The organism is Leclercia sp. W6, from assembly GCF_003336345.1.
Lineage (GTDB): Bacteria > Pseudomonadota > Gammaproteobacteria > Enterobacterales > Enterobacteriaceae > Enterobacter.
Genome location: NZ_CP031104.1, coordinates 2,967,556 through 2,986,896, shown reverse-complemented (window position 1 = coordinate 2,986,896; position 19,341 = coordinate 2,967,556). Strand labels below are relative to the sequence as shown.

17 protein-coding genes are annotated in these 19,341 nt (G+C 57.2%); 12 read left to right on the top strand and 5 right to left on the bottom strand.

Translation table 11 applies throughout. The features are described from left to right. The first annotated feature begins 50 nt into the window (after positions 1-50). The 5 genes from prfC to DVA43_RS14550 all read left to right on the top strand — a co-directional run bounded on the left by prfC (position 51) and on the right by DVA43_RS14550 (position 4,847). Entirely contained in the window at positions 51-1,640 is a 1,590-nt protein-coding gene (gene prfC / locus DVA43_RS14570; RefSeq protein ID WP_114315945.1) for a peptide chain release factor 3, read from the top strand. Positions 1,641-1,944: 304 nt separating this feature from the next. Beyond that, positions 1,945-2,562 carry a molecular chaperone OsmY gene (gene osmY / locus DVA43_RS14565; protein WP_103178169.1) on the top strand — a complete coding sequence of 206 codons (618 nt, stop codon included), beginning with the start codon at positions 1,945-1,947 and terminating at the stop codon, positions 2,560-2,562. A gap of 126 nt (positions 2,563-2,688) precedes the next feature. Then, positions 2,689-2,850: a DUF1328 domain-containing protein gene (locus DVA43_RS14560; protein WP_002887716.1), complete on the top strand. Its 162-nt coding sequence runs from the start codon at positions 2,689-2,691 to the stop codon at positions 2,848-2,850. 147 nt (positions 2,851-2,997) lie between these two features. Next, positions 2,998-4,068, top strand: coding sequence for a patatin family protein (locus tag DVA43_RS14555; protein ID WP_114315944.1), 1,071 nt, complete (start codon positions 2,998-3,000; stop codon positions 4,066-4,068). Further along, positions 4,065-4,847: a TatD family hydrolase gene (locus DVA43_RS14550; RefSeq protein WP_114315943.1), complete on the top strand. Its 783-nt coding sequence runs from the start codon at positions 4,065-4,067 to the stop codon at positions 4,845-4,847. The genes DVA43_RS14555 and DVA43_RS14550 overlap by 4 nt, the downstream gene beginning before the upstream one ends. Here the strand turns inward: DVA43_RS14550 and DVA43_RS14545 are convergent. Both DVA43_RS14545 and DVA43_RS14540 read right to left on the bottom strand, forming a co-directional pair. After that, positions 4,842-5,702 carry a YjjW family glycine radical enzyme activase gene (locus DVA43_RS14545; protein WP_114315942.1) on the bottom strand — a complete coding sequence of 287 codons (861 nt, stop codon included), beginning with the start codon at positions 5,700-5,702 and terminating at the stop codon, positions 4,842-4,844. The two genes, DVA43_RS14550 and DVA43_RS14545, sit on opposite strands and share 6 nt — an antisense overlap. Further along, positions 5,674-7,224: a YjjI family glycine radical enzyme gene (locus tag DVA43_RS14540; protein WP_114315941.1), complete on the bottom strand. Its 1,551-nt coding sequence runs from the start codon at positions 7,222-7,224 to the stop codon at positions 5,674-5,676. The genes DVA43_RS14545 and DVA43_RS14540 overlap by 29 nt, the downstream gene beginning before the upstream one ends. A 261-nt stretch (positions 7,225-7,485) precedes the next feature. On the opposite strand from DVA43_RS14540, the gene deoC reads away from it, so the two are divergent. The 4 genes from deoC to deoD all read left to right on the top strand — a co-directional run bounded on the left by deoC (position 7,486) and on the right by deoD (position 11,815). Continuing rightward, positions 7,486-8,265 (top strand): deoxyribose-phosphate aldolase, encoded by a 780-nt coding sequence (gene deoC, locus DVA43_RS14535; protein WP_168192000.1) that lies wholly within the window; start codon positions 7,486-7,488, stop codon positions 8,263-8,265. A 124-nt stretch (positions 8,266-8,389) separates the two neighbouring features. Beyond that, the gene (gene deoA, locus DVA43_RS14530) at positions 8,390-9,712 is read left to right on the top strand and encodes a thymidine phosphorylase (RefSeq protein WP_114315940.1); all 1,323 of its coding nucleotides are present in this window, start codon (positions 8,390-8,392) and stop codon (positions 9,710-9,712) included. A 51-nt stretch (positions 9,713-9,763) separates the two neighbouring features. Continuing rightward, positions 9,764-10,987 carry a phosphopentomutase gene (deoB, locus tag DVA43_RS14525; RefSeq protein ID WP_114315939.1) on the top strand — a complete coding sequence of 408 codons (1,224 nt, stop codon included), beginning with the start codon at positions 9,764-9,766 and terminating at the stop codon, positions 10,985-10,987. Between the two features lie 105 nt (positions 10,988-11,092). Next, complete coding sequence (gene deoD / locus DVA43_RS14515) at positions 11,093-11,815, top strand: purine-nucleoside phosphorylase (RefSeq protein ID WP_103823179.1); 723 nt, start codon at positions 11,093-11,095, stop codon at positions 11,813-11,815. Between the two features lie 82 nt (positions 11,816-11,897). On the opposite strand, the gene lplA is transcribed toward deoD, so the two are convergent. Then, positions 11,898-12,914 carry a lipoate--protein ligase LplA gene (gene lplA, locus DVA43_RS14510; RefSeq protein WP_114315938.1) on the bottom strand — a complete coding sequence of 339 codons (1,017 nt, stop codon included), beginning with the start codon at positions 12,912-12,914 and terminating at the stop codon, positions 11,898-11,900. 35 nt (positions 12,915-12,949) lie between these two features. Beyond that, on the bottom strand, positions 12,950-13,597 hold the full coding sequence (locus DVA43_RS14505) for a YtjB family periplasmic protein (protein ID WP_103178181.1): 648 nt from the start codon (positions 13,595-13,597) through the stop codon (positions 12,950-12,952). Between the two features lie 122 nt (positions 13,598-13,719). On the opposite strand from DVA43_RS14505, the gene serB reads away from it, so the two are divergent. The 3 genes from serB to nadR are packed head-to-tail and all read left to right on the top strand — an operon-like array spanning position 13,720 to position 17,353. Further along, positions 13,720-14,688: a phosphoserine phosphatase gene (serB, locus tag DVA43_RS14495; RefSeq protein ID WP_103823182.1), complete on the top strand. Its 969-nt coding sequence runs from the start codon at positions 13,720-13,722 to the stop codon at positions 14,686-14,688. Positions 14,689-14,699: 11 nt separating this feature from the next. Continuing rightward, entirely contained in the window at positions 14,700-16,085 is a 1,386-nt protein-coding gene (radA, locus tag DVA43_RS14490; RefSeq protein ID WP_103823183.1) for a DNA repair protein RadA, read from the top strand. Positions 16,086-16,120: 35 nt separating this feature from the next. Continuing rightward, the gene (gene nadR, locus DVA43_RS14485; protein WP_103178184.1) at positions 16,121-17,353 is read left to right on the top strand and encodes a multifunctional transcriptional regulator/nicotinamide-nucleotide adenylyltransferase/ribosylnicotinamide kinase NadR; all 1,233 of its coding nucleotides are present in this window, start codon (positions 16,121-16,123) and stop codon (positions 17,351-17,353) included. Between the two features lie 124 nt (positions 17,354-17,477). Here nadR and ettA read toward each other — a convergent pair whose 3' ends face one another. After that, positions 17,478-19,145: an energy-dependent translational throttle protein EttA gene (gene ettA, locus DVA43_RS14480; RefSeq protein ID WP_103178185.1), complete on the bottom strand. Its 1,668-nt coding sequence runs from the start codon at positions 19,143-19,145 to the stop codon at positions 17,478-17,480. Between the last annotated feature and the right edge of the window lie 196 nt (positions 19,146-19,341).

Below are 19,341 nucleotides of genomic sequence, written 5' to 3'. Positions count from 1 at the left end.
GTATTCATGATGCGCGGCTCACTGCCGCGCTTTTTAAAGAAGATTGAATTATGACGTTGTCTCCTTATCTGCAAGAGGTGGCGAAACGCCGTACTTTTGCCATTATCTCTCACCCGGATGCCGGTAAAACCACCATCACTGAAAAGGTGCTGCTGTTCGGACAGGCGATCCAGACCGCCGGTACGGTAAAAGGCCGTGGCTCCAGCCAGCATGCAAAATCGGACTGGATGGAGATGGAAAAGCAGCGTGGGATCTCGATTACCACCTCCGTAATGCAGTTCCCGTATCACGACTGCCTGGTGAACCTGCTCGATACCCCGGGGCACGAAGACTTCTCCGAAGATACTTACCGTACCCTGACGGCGGTGGACTGCTGTCTGATGGTGATCGATGCCGCAAAAGGCGTTGAGGATCGTACCCGTAAGCTGATGGAAGTTACCCGTCTGCGCGACACGCCGATCCTCACCTTCATGAACAAACTCGACCGTGACATCCGCGATCCGATGGAGGTGATGGATGAGGTGGAGCGTGAGCTGAAGATCGCCTGTGCGCCAATCACCTGGCCAATTGGCTGCGGTAAGCTGTTTAAAGGCGTTTATCATCTCTACAAAGATGAAACCTACCTCTACCAGAGCGGTAAAGGTCACACCATTCAGGAAGTGCGCGTCGTTAAAGGGCTGGATAACCCGGATCTGGACGCGGCTGTGGGCGAAGAGCTGGCAGAACAGCTGCGTGAAGAGCTGGAGCTGGTCAAAGGCGCTTCCCACGAATTTGATAAAGAGCTGTTCCTGAGCGGTGAAATCACGCCGGTCTTCTTTGGTACCGCGCTGGGTAACTTTGGCGTGGACCATATGCTGGACGGTCTGGTGGAGTGGGCGCCGCAGCCAATGCCGCGTAATACCGACTCCCGTGAAGTGGTTGCCAGCGAAGAGAAGTTCACCGGCTTCGTCTTTAAGATTCAGGCCAACATGGACCCGAAACACCGCGACCGCGTAGCCTTTATGCGTGTGGTATCCGGCAAATATGAAAAAGGCATGAAGCTGCGCCAGGTGCGTACCGGTAAAGATGTGGTGATCTCCGACGCGCTGACCTTTATGGCCGGTGACCGTTCCCACGTGGAAGAGGCGTATCCGGGCGACATCATTGGCCTGCATAACCACGGCACCATCCAGATTGGCGACACCTTTACTCAGGGTGAGATGATGAAGTTCACCGGTATTCCGAACTTCGCACCGGAGCTGTTCCGCCGTATCCGCCTGCGGGATCCGCTCAAGCAGAAACAGCTGCTGAAAGGGCTGGTTCAGCTGTCGGAAGAGGGGGCGGTGCAGGTATTCCGTCCTATCGCCAATAACGATCTGATTGTCGGCGCCGTGGGCGTGCTGCAGTTTGACGTGGTGGTTGCCCGTCTGAAGAGCGAGTACAACGTTGAAGCGATTTACGAATCGGTCAACGTGGCGACGGCGCGCTGGGTAGAGTGTTCTGACGTGAAGAAATTCGAAGAGTTCAAGCGTAAGAACGAGGTTCAGCTGGCGCTCGATGGCGGTGATAACCTCACCTATATCGCCCCAACCATGGTTAACCTGAACCTGGCGCACGAACGTTATCCGGATATTCAGTTCCGCAAAACCCGCGAGCATTAATCCCTTCCCGGAGCACGGCAGCCGCCGTGCTCTGCTTAAATCCCTGCCTTATTAATCCCTTGCGGAATGTTCTTAATTCAACGACTTTTGCTGCTTATTGCTCATTTTTTGCCCAATTCTGAAAGCGGACCTGTGAGAGTGATCTATATTTAACTCAGTGTTTAACACCGGGCGCAGATGAAAGTTTCATTCAATGCGTGTTGATAAGATTCTCATCTCGCCCGAGTGTTGATTGGTAGTACTAAAGACTACTTGCACGTGATGTTTGACGCTCGAATTCGGAGCAAACCACAGGAATACATCGATGAATACTAAAAAACTGAAGATTTCGAAAACTCTGCTGGCGGTAATGATGGGTAGTGCTCTGGTATGCGGTTCTGCAATGGCAGAGACCACCGCAACGGATAAAGCGCAATCCACCGCGAACACCGCAGGGGAAAAAATCGATAACTCTATGAATAAAGTCGGTAACTTCATGGATGACAGCTCTATCACAGCAAAAGTAAAAGCTGCACTGGTAGATGCTGATGACATTAAAAGCACCGATATCTCTGTAGAAACCGATAAAAACGTCGTCACGCTGAGTGGCTTCGTTGAAAGCCAGGCGCAGGCTGAAAAAGCGGTCTCCGTGGCGAAAGGCATTGAAGGCGTAAAATCTGTCAGCGACAAACTGCATGTTCGTGATGGCAAGGAACAGTCTGCTAAAGGCTATGCCGGTGACGCTGCGACTACCAGCGAAATCAAAGCGAAACTGCTTGCCGATGACATCGTCCCTTCACGTAATGTGAAAGTGGAAACTACCGACGGTGTGGTACAGCTCAGCGGTGAAGTAGAGTCTAAAGCACAGAGCGACCGTGCTGAAAGTATCGCTAAAGCCATTGATGGCGTGAAAAGCGTTAAAAACGATCTGAAAGTGAAATAAAACTCCAAAATTCGTCCTTCTGGCTGAGGCCAGAAGGCGAGATAAGAATTACACATGTAGATATCGCCGTGAGCAACCTGAGCGCTCACCATGCGGTCGACATTAACTATGGTAAAGGAGAGTCATATGTTTCGTTGGGGCATCATTTTTCTGGTTATCGCGTTAATTGCCGCCGCTCTGGGTTTTGGTGGACTGGCGGGTACCGCGGCGGGCGCGGCGAAAATTGTCTTCGTCGTCGGTATTATCCTGTTCCTGGTAAGCCTGTTCACCGGACGTCGTCGTCCATAGCTCAGGTAACCGTATGTTGATGAAAAGGCCCATGTTAAGCATGGGCCTTTTTCTTTGGCTGACCTTTTCGCATACATCCTGTTTGGGAAACCCGCCGGTGTAGGCTACTGTGTAGTGACATAACAAATAAAAAACAGGAAAGCAGAGGTGGGGCAGCGAATTCCGGTTACGCTCGGCAATATTGCGCCGTTAGCACTGAAACCCTTTCGGCCAGGCCAGATTGCGCTGGTTTGCGAAGGCGGGGGGCAACGAGGGATCTTCACGGCTGGCGTGCTGGATGAGTTTATGCGTGCGCAATTTAACCCGTTCGATCTCTATTTTGGTACCTCCGCCGGGGCGCAAAACCTCTCGGCGTATGTCTGTAACCAGCCGGGCTACGCCCGCAAAGTGATCATGCGTTACACCACCTCCCGCGACTTCTTCGATCCGTTGCGCTTTGTGCGCGGGGGAAATCTTATCGATCTCGACTGGCTGCTGGATGCTACCGCAAGCAAAATGCCGCTGGCGATGGACAACGCCTCGCGCCTGTTCGATACCGGCAAAGCCTTCTGGATGTGCGCCTGCCGCGGAGATGACTACTCGGCGAGCTATTTTTCGCCGCAAAAAGAGAACTGGCTCGACATTCTTCGCGCCACCAGCGCCATCCCCGGTTTCTACCGGACGGGAGCGCTACTGGATGGGATCAGCTATCTCGATGGTGGTGTCAGCGATGCGGTTCCGGTGCAGGAAGCGGCCCGACGCGGGGCGAACACCATTGTGGTGATCCGCACCGTGCCCTCGCAGATGTACTATACGCCGCAGTGGTTTAAACGAATGGAACGCTGGCTGGGTGAAAGCAGTCTGCAACCGATGCTCAATCTGGTGTCGCACCATGAGGCGAGCTATCACGCCATCCAGCAGTTTATTGAAAAGCCACCGGGTAAACTCAGGATCTTTGAAATCTATCCGCCAAAGCCGCTCAACAGCATGGCGCTGGGCAGCCGCGTACCGGCCCTGCGGGACGATTACAAAACCGGGCGTCTGTGCGGACGCTATTTCCTGGCGACGGTGGGCAAAATGCTGGCCGAGCGTCCACCGCTGCGCCGTCATCAGCGGATCATCGCCCCTGCTACGGTGGTGGTTCCCCCGGCAAGCGTGGCCAACGATGTTGTTGCCACACCGCTGATCGATGCCCCGCAGGCGAACGACACCCTGTTTGATAATGAGGATCTGGCGTGACTTATCGTTTTATTGATACCCATTGCCACTTTGATTTTTCACCCTTCACCGGCGATGAGCCCGCCAGCATCCAGCGTGCCGCCGATGCGGGCGTTATGGCGATCGTGGTGCCGGCCATTGATGCGGCGAGTATCGATCGCGTGCTGGATCTCGGCGCGCGCTACCCGGCGCTCTATATGGCGCTGGGTCTTCATCCGATTGTGATCGAAAACCATCAGGATGCCGATCTGGAAAAGCTGGAGGCGGCGCTCGCGGCACGCCCGGAAAGGCTGGTGGCGGTGGGGGAGATCGGCCTCGATCTCTATCGCGAGGATCCTCACTTCGAGCGGCAGGAGGCGATCCTCGATGCGCAGCTCAAGCTGGCGAAACGCTACGATCTGCCGGTGATCCTCCACTCCCGGCGCACCCATGACAAGCTGGCGATGCACCTTAAGCGCCACAATCTGCCGCGTACCGGGGTGGTACACGGCTTTGCCGGCAGCCTGCAGCAGGCGCAGCGCTTTGTGGCGTTGGGCTATAATATTGGCGTCGGCGGTACCATTACCTATCCCCGGGCTAACAAAACCCGTGAGGTGATGGCGCAGCTTCCCCTCTCCGCGCTGGTGCTGGAAACCGATGCCCCGGATATGCCGCTCAACGGTTTTCAGGGGCAGCCGAACCGCCCGGAGCAGGCGGCAAGGGTCTTTACCACCCTGTGTGAACTGCGCCCGGAGCCCGCGGATGAGATCGCCCAGGCGCTGCTGGACAATACCCGCGCGCTGTTCGGCCTGTCGCTATAGATAGAGCGCCGGGCGGATCACGCTGATCTGCTCGCGCTCCAGCAGCTGCGCCAGGGGCTCAACATCCTCAGCCGTTGCGCTGCGCCAGTGCCGGGCTTCGCCATAGACGCCATGCGCGTGAAAAGCATTGATCCTGACGGGAACATTCCCCAACTGGCGGATAAATTTGATCAGTTCGCGACGGTGCATCAGGTAATCACACCGATCCGGGATCACCAGCAGGCGCAGTTCGCTCAGCCTGTTGTGCGCCGCCAGCCAGCGGATGCTGTGCTTGATGAGGGGATTTTCGCGTCCGGTCAGATAGCGGTGGTGTTCATTTCCCCATGCCTTGAGATCCAGCATCGCGCCATCAAACACCGGGAGCAGTTTTTGCCAGCCGGTTTCGCTTAGGAGGCCGTTGCTGTCCACAAGGCAGGTCAGATGCTGTAGCTGCGGATCGGCTTTTAGCGTCGAAAACAGCGCCACCAGAAACGGCAGCTGGGTGGTGGCCTCCCCGCCGCTGACGGTAATGCCGGAGATAAACGGCGCGACCTTGCGGATCTGCGTCACGATCTCTTCCACACTATAGCGCTGCGCCATAGGCGTCGCCTGCTGCGGGCACATTTGCAGGCAGGTGTCGCACTGCTGGCAATGTACATCATCCCACCAGACGCGCCCGGCCTGAACGTTCAGCGCCTCATGCGGGCAGTGCGGCACACAGGCAGCGCAGTCATTGCAACGTCCTATTGTCCACGGATTGTGGCAGGTTTTGCAGCGCAGGTTACACCCTTGCAGAAACAGGGCCAGGCGGCTGCCGGGCCCGTCGACGCAGGAGAACGGGATAACCTTACTCACTAAAGCGCATCTGTTGTTCATGGCTTATCACGCGCGGCTGGCGCTCCAGAATGCGGGTGTTGCGGGCGGCCTCTTCTCCCAGCCAGGTGGTGTTGGTGCGGGAACCTTCGGCGCGATATTTTTCCAGATCGGACAGCCGCACCATATAGCCCGTCACGCGAACCAGATCGTTGCCCGACACGTTGGCGGTGAATTCACGCATTCCGGCGCGGAAGGCACCCAGACAGAGTTCCACCACCGCCTGTGGATTGCGTTTTACGGTTTCATCCAGCGTCAGGATGTCGCTGATCCCGGCGTGATAATGCCGGTGATGCGGGGCCACCGCCAGCAGGTGGCTGATGGGATCGGGCTCGTCCCCATACGGCAGGCGCGCGCCCGGCGTGGTGTCGACGTCAGAGCTGATCCCCGACTGGGCATGCAGCATGGCGCGTTTTTTCCAGCCATGTTTAACCGGGGTCGCTTCCACGAACGCTGCCAGCTGTTCGCTGATGCGATATCCCAGCGCATTGGCCTGGTCATCCTGGCCGTAGCGCCCGTTGATCCCGGCCTTTTCACACAGCACGTTCACCGCCTCAGCCAGGCCATACATACCGAACATCGGCACAAAGTTGTCGGGATCGATCAGCCCTTCTTTAACCAGGAAGCTATTCTCAAAGAAGCCGGAACGCTGGTACAGGAAGTCGCAGCGCGCATCGATAATGGCTATCTGCTGCTGGCAGTAGTGCGGCAGGGTGCGGGTAAAGAACGCCTCCACCGTCTCGCTCTGTTCGGCGATGGCTTTCAGATTGAGGCGCACCAGGGTGCTGCCTCCGCCCGCCAGCGGCAGCGAGTTGTAACAGCTGACCACGCCGTAGCCCTTTTTTGTGAAAATTTTATCATTCACCGGACCGTTGGCAATGTGCGGCTTGCTGCATTCGCAGATGTTCTTCGCCACCTCCAGCAGCAGCGAATCCGGTGTGATGTCAGGATCATAAATAAAGGTAAGGTTGGGTGAAACCTGCTTAAGCTCTGCATCGACACGTAAGATGGCGCGCGTGATCGGCCCCTCTGCCGGGCCGATATTAGCATGGACGAAGGCATCCGGCAGGGTGCGATCGAGGTAGCGCCAGAAACGTTTTATTCGAATATCGATTTCTTCTTGTGTTAGAATTTTAACATACGGCTGCAACAGCGTATCGAGATGGCCGAGAAAGACCGGCATGCCGGTGACGGAGGGGACATGGTGATAAAGGATGGTCAGCAGCGACAGCGCATCATCCAGATCCTGAGCGCCCTCCAGCTCCAGCCACGCCGAACCCTGTTTCAGGAACAGCGCATAGTCGGGCAACACGTAGCGCGGTTTGTAAGGCGCATGGCCTTCAAACATATCGCAGATAAATCCCCCGGCCAGCGCCAGGCGCGCATCGTTATCCAGCGCGGGATAGGGCAGGTTGTTTTCCGCCTCCAGCGCCAGAAAATGGCGTTTTTGTTCGGGGCTTAACATCGGGCTTGTCACAATTTTCTGGCAACGTTGTTGCAGGGCGGCGGGTGTGGAGAGGGACATTGTCGCTTCCTTATTGTTCTGCATGGACAGAGGAAGAGTGTAAAAAGAGTCCCACCGGCTGCCTTTGATCCTGCGCGGGTGCCTGACGCTTTAATCCGCAGTTGCAGCTTAATTATTTGAAGTTGATCGCATTACAGTAATGCAAATTTGTATGCATTTTTCATTAACTGTGATGAATGTCGAAGTGAGAATGCGGGTGAATGTTAGAATACTCACAGACCCGCAAGGTGAAATTTTACGGCTATACGCCCGGAGAATGTTATGACCGATTTAACCGCCAGCAGCCTGCGCGCACTGAAACTGATGGATCTGACCACCCTGAATGATGACGACACCAACGAAAAAGTGATCGCGCTGTGTCATCAGGCGAAAACCCCGGTGGGCACCACCGCGGCTGTCTGTATCTACCCGCGTTTCATTCCCATCGCGCGTAAAACCCTGAAAGAGCAGGGCACGCCGGAGGTGCGTATTGCCACCGTGACGAACTTCCCGCACGGCAACGACGACATCGAGATCGCGCTGGCAGAAACCCGCGCCGCCATTGCCTACGGTGCTGACGAAGTGGACGTGGTCTTCCCGTATCGCGCGCTGATCGCGGGTAACGAGCAGGTCGGTTTCGATCTGGTGAAAGCCTGTAAAGAGGCCTGCGCCGCGGCAAACGTACTGCTGAAAGTGATCATCGAAACCGGCGAGCTGAAAGAAGAGGCGCTGATTCGCAAAGCGTCTGAAATCTCCATCAAAGCCGGGGCAGACTTTATTAAAACCTCCACCGGCAAAGTGCCGGTAAACGCCACCCCGGAAAGCGCACGCATCATGATGGAAGTGATCCGCGATATGGGCGTGGAAAAAACCGTGGGCTTCAAGCCGGCGGGCGGCGTGCGTACCGCAGAAGATGCGCAGCAGTTCCTGGCGATCGCCGATGAGCTTTTCGGTGCCGACTGGGCCGATGCCCGTCACTACCGTTTTGGCGCATCCAGCCTGCTGGCGAGCCTGCTGAAAGCGCTGGGTCACGGCGACGGTAAGAGCGCAAGCAGCTACTAATAGCACTACTCGTTGTAAGCCGGATAAGGCGTAGCCGCCTTCCGGCGTTATTCCGCTTCGCCGGGTGGCGCTACGCTTACCCGGCCTACGGTTAGCCTTCGACTCACTTCCTCAGGGGGTTATTTTGTTTCTCGCACAAGAAATTATTCGTAAAAAACGTGATGGTCATGCGTTAAGCGACGAAGAGATCCGCTTTTTTATCAACGGCATTCGCGACAATACCATCTCTGAAGGACAGATTGCCGCCCTGGCGATGACCATTTTCTTCCACGATATGGCGATGCCGGAGCGCGTATCGCTGACCATGGCGATGCGGGATTCAGGAACCGTTCTGGACTGGAAGAGCCTTAACCTCAATGGCCCGATCGTGGATAAACACTCCACCGGCGGCGTGGGTGACGTCACCTCGCTGATGCTGGGGCCAATGGTCGCTGCCTGCGGCGGCTACATTCCTATGATTTCCGGGCGCGGCCTCGGTCATACCGGCGGCACGCTCGACAAACTGGAAGCCATCCCGGGCTTCGATATCTTCCCGGATGACAACCGCTTCCGCGACATTATTAAAGACGTTGGCGTGGCGATTATCGGCCAGACCAGCTCTCTTGCTCCGGCGGATAAGCGTTTTTACGCCACGCGTGACATTACCGCGACCGTCGATTCCATCCCGCTGATCACCGCCTCGATCCTCGCCAAGAAGCTGGCCGAAGGGCTGGATGCGCTGGTGATGGACGTCAAAGTGGGTAGCGGCGCCTTTATGCCGACTTACGAGCTCTCTGCCCAGCTTGCCGAAGCGATTGTTGGCGTGGCCAACGGCGCAGGGGTGCGTACCACCGCGCTGCTTACCGATATGAACCAGGTGCTCGCCTCCAGCGCCGGTAACGCGGTTGAAGTGCGCGAAGCGGTGCAGTTCCTGACCGGCGAATACCGTAACCCGCGTCTCTTTGATGTCACCATGGCGCTGTGCGTCGAGATGCTGATCTCCGGTAACCTGGCGAAAGATGACGCTGAAGCCCGCGCGAAGTTGCAGGCGGTGCTGGACAACGGTAAAGCGGCGGAGATCTTTGGCCGCATGGTTGCCGCCCAGAAAGGCCCGACCGACTTCGTCGAGAACTACGCCAAATACCTGCCTACTGCGATGCTCAGCAAAGCGGTTTATGCGGATACCGAAGGGTTTGTCTCGGCAATGGACACCCGCGCGCTGGGTATGGCGGTGGTCTCGATGGGCGGCGGTCGTCGTCAGGCTTCCGACAGCATAGATTACAGCGTCGGCTTTACCGATATGGCCCGTCTGGGCGACAGCGTTGACGGTCAACGTCCGCTGGCGGTGATCCACGCGAAAGATGAAAACAGCTGGCAGGAGGCGGCGAAAGCGGTGAAAGCGGCCATTACCCTGGCAGATAATGCCCCAGAAAGCTCGCCTTCGGTCTATCGTCGTATTACCGAATAGCGGTATACTGATCTGATCGCTTTTTTATGAAGCACTGAGTACGGAGAACATATGAAACGTGCATTTATTATGGTGCTGGACTCTTTCGGCATCGGCGCTACAGAAGATGCTGGTCGCTTTGGTGACACAGGTGCAGACACAATGGGTCACATTGCTGAAGCCTGTGCAAAAGGCGAAGCGAACAACGGGCGTCAGGGCCCTCTGAATTTGCCAAACCTGACCCGTCTGGGTCTGGTTAAGGCCCACGAAGGTTCTACCGGCAAAATTGCCGCCGGTATGGACGCTAACGCGGAAGTGGTGGGCGCGTACGCCTGGGCGCACGAGCTCTCTTCCGGGAAAGACACCCCGTCAGGTCACTGGGAAATCGCCGGTGTGCCGGTTCTGTTTGACTGGGGCTATTTCTCCGATCACGAAAACAGCTTCCCTCAGGAGCTGCTGGATAAACTGGTTGAGCGTGCGAACCTGCCGGGTTACCTCGGCAACTGCCACTCTTCCGGTACCGTCATTCTGGATCAGCTCGGCGAAGAGCACATGAAAACCGGGAAGCCGATTTTCTACACCTCCGCTGACTCCGTGTTCCAGATTGCCTGCCACGAAGAGACCTTTGGCCTCGATCGCCTGTACGAGCTGTGCGAAATCGCCCGTGAAGAGCTGACCGAAGGCGGCTACAACATTGGCCGCGTGATCGCGCGTCCGTTTGTGGGCGACAAAGCGGGTAACTTCCAGCGTACCGGTAACCGTCACGACCTGGCCGTTGAACCGCCAGCGCCGACCGTGCTGCAGAAACTGGTTGATGAGAAAGGGGGCCAGGTGGTCTCTGTCGGTAAGATCGCCGATATCTACGCTAACTGCGGCATTACCAAAAAAGTGAAAGCCACCGGTCTGGATGCGCTGTTTGACGCTACCGTGAAAGAAATGAAGGAAGCGGGCGACAAAACAATCGTCTTCACCAACTTCGTGGACTTCGACTCCTCCTGGGGCCACCGTCGCGACGTGGCGGGTTATGCTGCGGGTCTGGAGCTGTTCGACCGCCGTCTGCCGGAGCTGATGGAGCTGGTGGGTGAAGATGACATTCTGATCCTGACCGCCGACCACGGCTGCGACCCAACCTGGACCGGTACCGACCACACCCGCGAGCACATTCCGGTGCTGGTGTATGGCCCGAAAGTGAAACCTGGCTCTCTGGGCCATCGTGAAACTTTCGCGGATATCGGCCAGACCATTGCGAAATACTTTGGTACGTCTGACATGGAATATGGCAAAGCCATGTTCTGATGACGTTGCCCGGCGGCGCGTGGCTTGCCGGGCCTACGTTTTTTGTAGGCCGGGTAAGGCGCAGCCGTCGCCCGGCAAAACAACATACTAATAAGGGAACTGAAGATGGCAACTCCTCACATTAATGCAGAGATGGGTGATTTCGCTGACGTCGTATTGATGCCGGGCGACCCGCTGCGCGCGAAGCACATCGCCGAAACCTTCCTCGAAGAGGTGCGTGAAGTGAACAACGTTCGCGGCATGCTAGGCTTCACCGGTACCTACAAAGGTCGCAAAATTTCCGTCATGGGTCACGGCATGGGTATCCCATCCTGCTCCATCTACACCAAAGAACTGATCACCGATTTTGGCGTGAAGAAAATCATCCGCGTCGGCTCCTGCGGTGCCGTGCGTATGGACGTTAAGCTGCGTGACATCGTGATCGGCATGGGCGCCTGCACCGACTCCAAAGTTAACCGCATGCGTTTCAAAGATCATGACTTCGCGGCCATCGCCGACTTTGACATGGTGCGCAACGCCGTTGACGCCGCCAAAGCGCTGGGCGTGGACGCGCGCGTGGGTAACATCTTCTCTGCGGACCTCTTCTACGCGCCAGACGGCGGCGAGATGTTCGACGTGATGGAGAAATATGGCATCCTGGGCGTGGAGATGGAAGCGGCGGGTATCTACGGTGTGGCGGCTGAGTTCGGTGCGAAAGCCCTGACCATCTGCACCGTGTCTGACCACATCCGTACTCACGAGCAGACCACTGCCGCTGAACGTCAGACCACCTTCAACGACATGATCAAGATCGCGCTGGAATCCGTTCTGCTGGGCGATAAAGAGTAAGACCTGTTGTGCCCGGTGGCGCTTCGCTTACCGGGCCTACACGTAGGCCGGATAAGGCGAAGCCGCCATCCGGCTTTTTTTATTACCGTACCGCCCGCGCCATCCATGCCGACAGCTCCCGCAGCTCTTTTTCCTGTTCAGGGAAATCGCCGATCAGAGCATCGCACTCTTGTTGCAGCCTATCCGCACGGTACAAACAGCCCTGCAGACGCGCCGCCAGCGCCTCTAGCGGCGCCGGGTTCAGGCTGTCGGTAAAGACCTGGGTACGCGAGATATGGCCCTTCTCGACGTCGAAGTGCAGCTCCACGCCGCCCCACGTAAAGCGCTCATCCAGCAGGTGCGAGAAGGCAGGCGCCTGACCGAAGTTCCACTCCCAGCTGCTCTGGCGGGCAAAGGTTTCGGCAAAGTTTGGCAGATCCGGCGTCTTGTCAGGTGAAATGAGTTCGGCTTCAACCCGCTCGCCGTAATGGGCAAAAAACGCCTCGCGGATAGCGTCGCAGATTCGCTCATGGGTGATGCCCGGCAGCAGATCCACCAGATTGGCAACCCGCCCGCGCACGGAGGTAATGCCCTTGGCCTGCAACTTTTTCTGGTCGGGATTAAGGTAGTTCGCCAGGCGGCTGAGATCGGCATTTAATAGCAGGGTGCCGTGATGGAAACCCCGGTCCATCGTTTCGCGATAGGCCGAGCCGGAGACTTTCCGGTCACCTTCATCTGTTTTTACCACCAGGTCGTTGCGCCCGGAGGCTTCCGCCGTGGCCCCCAGCGCCTGCAGCGCGTTCAGCACGATGTTGGTGGAGATGGTTTTGTCGTACTCCGGCTTTCCAGCCATAAAGGTAAAGCAGGTATTGCCGAGGTCGTGGAATACCGCGCCGCCGCCGCTGCTGCGACGGGCCAGGCGCACGTTGTCCTCTTCCATGCGTCGTGTGTTGCACTCTTTCCACGGGTTTTGCGCCCGGCCAATGACCACCGTGTCGGCGTTGCGCCACAGGAACAACACCCGCTGCGTGGCTGGCATCTGGCGGAAGATGCACTCTTCTACCGCAAGGTTAAACCAGGGATCGTATGAATCTGAGATAAGCAGACGCAATGTAGACATGCAGATTTCCTTTCCTGAAACGGTTATCGACTCAATCACTCGCTTTTCTTTTCGCTCTCTTCCTCTTCAGGCACCGACTTGCTGGCGGTGAGCAGGAACGGCGACTGCTGCCAGCGGGTGCGTTTGCCCTGCAGCAGCGTACGGGTCAGCACCACGCCGATCGCCAGCGACAACAGCAGCATCAGGCGCAGAATATTGGTGGTGTTATCCACCTGTTTGGCTTCGGTGGCTAGGGTATGGGTGTCGAGCGTCAGACGCAGATAGCCGAGCGGGCCGTTTTTACCCTGAATCGGCTCCACCAGCTGCTGGTTAAAGTAGCCGCCCGCTTTTTTACCATCCAGCGCCAGCCTGTCGCGCACGTCGACATGCTCGCCGGAGCGGGCAATCAGGGCCCCTTCTTCATCGTAAACGCTGGCATCCAGGATGCGGCTCTCTTCCGTCAGAAGATGCAGCACCTGGGTAATGCGCTTTTCATCCGGCGTTTCGGTGCGCATCAGCGGGGCGATGTTGAGCGACACCTGACGCGCCAGGGTGTGCGCCAGCTCTTCAAGCTGCGGATTACGCTGCCGTTGATGATTCTGGCTGAACCAGGATGCACCCTGCATCAGCGCCACTAACAGGGCGAGACAGGAGAGGACAATCACGGCACGATGAAGCCGGAATTTCAGTTTTGCACGAGCCATATTCCACCTGCTGAAAATTTTCGGGGTTAATGTTGCCAGAAGTGATGGTTACAAGGTAGCCTCATGCGTTATTTTCCCTCCCCTGGATGATTCCCGGCGCGAACGATTTTACAGGAGCTTTAATGCCAAACATTACCTGGTGCGACCTGCCCAATGATGTCTCTCTCTGGCCAGGATTGCCGCTCTCGTTAAGTGGTGATGAGGTAATGCCACTGGATTACCATGCTGGTCGTAGCGGCTGGCTGCTGTATGGACGCGGCCTGGATAAACAGCAGTTAACGACGTATCAGCGCAAGCTGGGCGCGGCAATGGTGATCGTGGCGGCCTGGTGTGTGGAAGATTATCAGGTGATTCGTCTGGCCGGTTCCCTGACCCAGCGTGCCACCCGTCTGGCGCATGATGCGGGTCTCGATGTCGCGCCGCTGGGTAAGATCCCGCATCTGAAAACGCCGGGCTTGCTGGTGATGGACATGGATTCAACCGCCATCCAGATCGAGTGCATCGACGAAATTGCTAAACTGGCGGGTACCGGCGAGATGGTGGCTGAAGTAACCGAACGCGCCATGCGTGGCGAACTGGACTTCACCGCCAGCCTGAAACAGCGCGTGGCGACCCTGAAAGATGCCGACGCGAATATCCTGATGCAGGTCCGGGAAAAGCTCCCCCTGATGCCGGGGCTGGTGCAGCTGGTGCTGAAGCTGGAAACCCTGGGCTGGAAAGTGGCCATCGCCTCCGGCGGGTTCACCTTCTTTGCTGAGTATCTGCGTGACAAGCTGCGCCTGGACGCAGTGGTCGCCAACGAGCTGGAGATCCGCGACGGCAAACTGACCGGAAACGTGGTTGGCGATATCGTTGATGCCCAGTTCAAGGCCAACACCCTGACGCGTCTGGCGGAAAAATATGAGATCCCGGTTGCCCAGACGGTGGCCATTGGCGACGGCGCGAACGATCTGCCGATGATTAAAGTGGCCGGGCTTGGCATCGCCTACCATGCCAAACCGACCGTGAACGAAAAGACGGAAGTCACTATCCGTCATGCTGACCTGATGGGGGTGTTCTGCATTCTCTCTGGCAGCGTAAACCAGAAATAAAGAGGTAAAACGTGGCGAAAGCTCCAAAACGCGCATTTGTCTGTAATGAATGTGGTGCGGATTATCCGCGCTGGCAGGGGCAGTGCAGCGCCTGTCATGCCTGGAACACCATCACCGAAGTGCGCGGAGTTGCCGCTTCACCCACCGTTGCCCGTAACGAGCGTCTAAGCGGCTATGCGGGCAACGCGGGCGTATCGAAAGTCCAGAAGCTCTCCGACATCAGCCTTGAAGCCCTGCCGCGCTTCTCAACCGGTTTTAAAGAGTTTGACCGGGTGCTGGGCGGCGGCGTGGTGCCGGGCAGTGCCATTCTGATTGGCGGCAACCCGGGTGCCGGGAAATCGACCCTGCTGCTGCAAACCCTCTGCAAGCTAGCGGCGCAGATGAAAACACTCTACGTCACCGGGGAAGAGTCGCTGCAGCAGGTGGCGATGCGTGCCCACCGGCTGGGGCTGCCCACCAGCGAGCTGAATATGCTCTCCGAAACCAGCATCGAGCAGATCTGCATGATTGCTGAAGAAGAGCAGCCGAAGCTGATGGTGATCGACTCCATTCAGGTGATGCACATGGCAGACATCCAGTCGTCGCCGGGCAGCGTCGCCCAGGTGCGCGAAACCGCCGCCTATCTGACGCGCTTTGCCAAAACGCGCGGCGTGGCGATCATCATGGTCGGCCACGTTACCAAAGATGGCGCGCTGGCCGGTCCGAAAGTGCTGGAGCACTGTATCGACTGCTCCGTGATGCTGGATGGTGATGCCGATACCCGTTTCCGTACCCTGCGCAGCCATAAGAACCGCTTTGGTGCGGTGAATGAGCTGGGCGTCTTTGCCATGACCGAGCAGGGGCTGCGTGAAGTGAGCAACCCGTCCGCCATCTTCCTGAGCCGCGGCGACGAAGTCACCTCCGGCAGCTCGGTAATGGTGGTCTGGGAAGGGACGCGCCCGCTGCTGGTGGAGATCCAGGCCCTGGTCGATCACTCGATGATGGGCAATCCCCGTCGCGTGGCGGTGGGGCTGGAGCAAAACCGTCTGGCGATTTTGCTGGCGGTGCTGCACCGTCACGGCGGCCTGCAGATGGCGGATCAGGATGTGTTTGTGAACGTGGTCGGCGGCGTGAAGGTCACCGAAACCAGCGCCGACCTGGCGCTGCTGCTGGCGATGGTCTCTAGCCTGCGTGACCGTCCGTTGCCGCAGGATCTGGTGGTCTTTGGCGAGGTCGGTCTGGCCGGCGAAATCCGCCCGGTACCGAGTGGTCAGGAGCGCATTTCCGAGGCGGCAAAACATGGCTTCCGCCGGGCGATTGTGCCTGCCGCCAACGTGCCGAAAAAAGTGCCGGAAGGTATGAAGGTCTTTGGGGTTAAAAAACTTGCTGATGCGTTAAATGTCTTTGACGACTTATAATTATCTATTCGATGTTGCAGGAGGCACCGTAATTTATGTCGTCATTTGACTATATCAAGACCGCGATCCGCCAGAAAGGCTGCACCTTGCAGCAGGTGGCGGAAGCCAGCGGTATGACCAAGGGCTATTTAAGCCAGCTGCTGAATGCCAAAATCAAAAGCCCCAGCGCGCAGAAGCTGGAAGCGCTGCACCGCTTTCTGGGGCTTGAGTTTCCACGTATGCAGAAGAACATCGGCGTGGTGTTCGGCAAGTTTTATCCGCTGCATACCGGACATATCTACCTCATCCAGCGCGCCTGTAGCCAGGTGGACGAGCTGCACATCATCATGGGCTACGACGACAAGCGCGACCGCGAGCTGTTCGAAGCGAGCGCCATGTCCCAGCAGCCCACCGTTCCGGACCGCCTGCGCTGGCTGTTACAGACCTTCAAGTACCAGAAAAATATCCGCATTCATGCCTTTAACGAAGAGGGGATGGAGCCCTATCCCCACGGCTGGGATGTCTGGAGCAACGGCATAAAAGCCTTTATGGAAGAGAAAGGGATCCAGCCGAACTGGATCTACACATCTGAAGAGTCTGACGCTTCGCAATATCCCGAACATCTGGGCACCGAAACGGTGCTGATCGACCCTAAACGCACCTTTATGAATATCAGTGGCGCCCAGATCCGCGAAAACCCGTTCCGCTACTGGGAATACATCCCGACGGAAGTGAAGCCGTTCTTCGTGCGCACCGTGGCGATCCTCGGCGGCGAGTCCAGCGGCAAGTCCACGTTGGTCAACAAGCTGGCGAACATCTTCAACACCACCAGCGCCTGGGAGTATGGCCGGGATTACGTCTTCTCGCACCTCGGCGGCGACGAGATGGCGCTGCAATATTCCGACTACGACAAGATTGCGTTGGGGCATGCCCAGTACATTGATTTTGCGGTGAAATATGCCAATAAAGTGGCGTTTGTCGATACCGATTTCGTCACCACCCAGGCGTTCTGTAAAAAATATGAAGGGCGCGAGCACCCGTTTGTGCAGGCGTTGATCGACGAGTACCGCTTCGACTTAGTGATCCTGCTGGAGAACAACACCCCCTGGGTCGCGGACGGGATGCGCAGCCTGGGCAGTTCGGTGGACAGGAGAGAGTTCCAGACCATGCTGGTGGAGATGCTTGAAGCGAATAATATCGACTTTGTGCATGTGGAAGAGGCGGACTATGACAACCGATTCCTGCGCTGCGTGGAGCTGGTGAAAGAGATGATGGGGGAGAAGGGGTAGACCCTCTGCCGCGAATTGCCCGGCGGCGCTATGCTTGCCGGGCCGACAAAACCGTAGGCCGGGTAAGGCGAAGCCGCCACCCGGCACACATAAAAACGGCAACCAGTGGGTTGCCGTTTTGCCTTTACTTAGCGATACGCTTGTACTTGATACGCTTCGGCTCCAGCGCGTCAGCGCCCAGCGTGCGTTTCTTGTACTCTTCGTATTCGGTGAAGTTACCTTCGAAGAACTCCACTTTACCTTCATCCTGGTAATCCAGAATGTGGGTCGCGATACGGTCGAGGAACCAACGGTCGTGGGAGATCACCATGGCGCAGCCCGGGAACTCCAGCAGGGCGTTTTCCAGCGCGCGCAGGGTTTCGATATCCAGGTCGTTAGTCGGTTCATCGAGCAGCAGCATGTTACCGCCAACCTGCAGCAGTTTTGCCAGATGCAGACGACCACGCTCACCGCCGGACAGCTCGCCCACGCGTTTACCCTGATCAACCCCTTTAAAGTTAAAGCGGCCTACATAGGCACGGCTTGGCATTTCGGTGTTGCCGATACGCATGATATCCAGGCCGCCGGAAACTTCTTCCCAGACGGTTTTGCTGTTATCCATCGCGTCACGGAACTGATCCACGGAGGCCAGCTTCACGGTTTCGCCGAGGGTGATGGTGCCGCTGTCAGGCTGTTCCTGACCGGACATCATGCGGAACAGGGTCGATTTACCCGCGCCGTTCGGGCCGATGATGCCGACGATCGCGCCTTTCGGTACCGAGAAGCTCAGATCGTCGATCAGCACGCGGTCGCCGTAGGATTTACGCAGGTTGCTGACTTCAACCACTTTGTCACCCAGACGGGCTCCAGGTGGAATAAACAGTTCGTTGGTTTCGTTACGTTTCTGGTATTCGGTGTTGTTCAGCTCTTCGAAGCGCGCCAGACGGGCTTTGCCCTTAGACTGACGGCCTTTAGTGCCCTGACGAACCCACTCCAGCTCTTTCTCAATGGATTTGCGACGGGCCGCTTCCTGAGAGGCTTCCTGCGCCAGACGCTGATCTTTCTGCTCCAGCCAGGAGGAGTAGTTACCTTCCCACGGAATACCTTCCCCGCGGTCCAGCTCCAGGATCCAGCCGGCAACGTTATCGAGGAAGTAACGGTCGTGGGTGATCGCCACAACGGTCCCTTCGAAGTCGTGCAGGAAGCGTTCCAGCCAGGCGACAGATTCCGCATCCAGGTGGTTCGTTGGTTCGTCGAGCAGCAGCATGTCTGGCTTTTCCAGCAGCAGACGGCACAGCGCGACGCGGCGGCGCTCACCACCGGAGAGGTTGGCGATTTTTGCATCCCAGTCTGGCAGGCGCAGGGCATCGGCCGCACGCTCCAGCTGCACGTTCAGGTTATGGCCGTCGTGTGCCTGGATGATCTCTTCATATTTACCCTGCTGGGCCGCGAGCTTATCGAAGTCTGCATCCGGCTCTGCGTACTTCGCGTACACCTCGTCCAGACCTTTCAGCGCGTTAACCACTTCGGAAACGGCTTCTTCAACAGATTCGCGAACGGTGTGCTCCGGGTTCAGCTGCGGTTCCTGCGGCAGGTAACCGATTTTGAGGCCAGGCTGCGGACGGGCTTCACCTTCGATCTCTGTATCGATGCCCGCCATGATGCGCAGCAAGGTGGACTTACCGGCACCGTTGAGACCCAGCACACCAATTTTTGCGCCCGGGAAGAAGCTCAGCGAGATATTTTTAAGAATATGACGTTTCGGCGGTACCACTTTGCCGACACGATGCATGGTATAAACGAATTGAGCCACGTTGGACTTCGCCTCTTTTATCGTGATGAGAATAGTGGCGAAGTGTAGCCTTTTTCCCCGCCTAATCCCAGCCATCGACGGCAGGAGTGTTAAAACGCGCAAGAAAGGTAAAAATGTGTCGGTAACGTGGCGCGTTGCGGGATGCCTGGTTAGCATAAGTTAATTACGTTTTTGCGCGGCACGATGCTGCATTTTA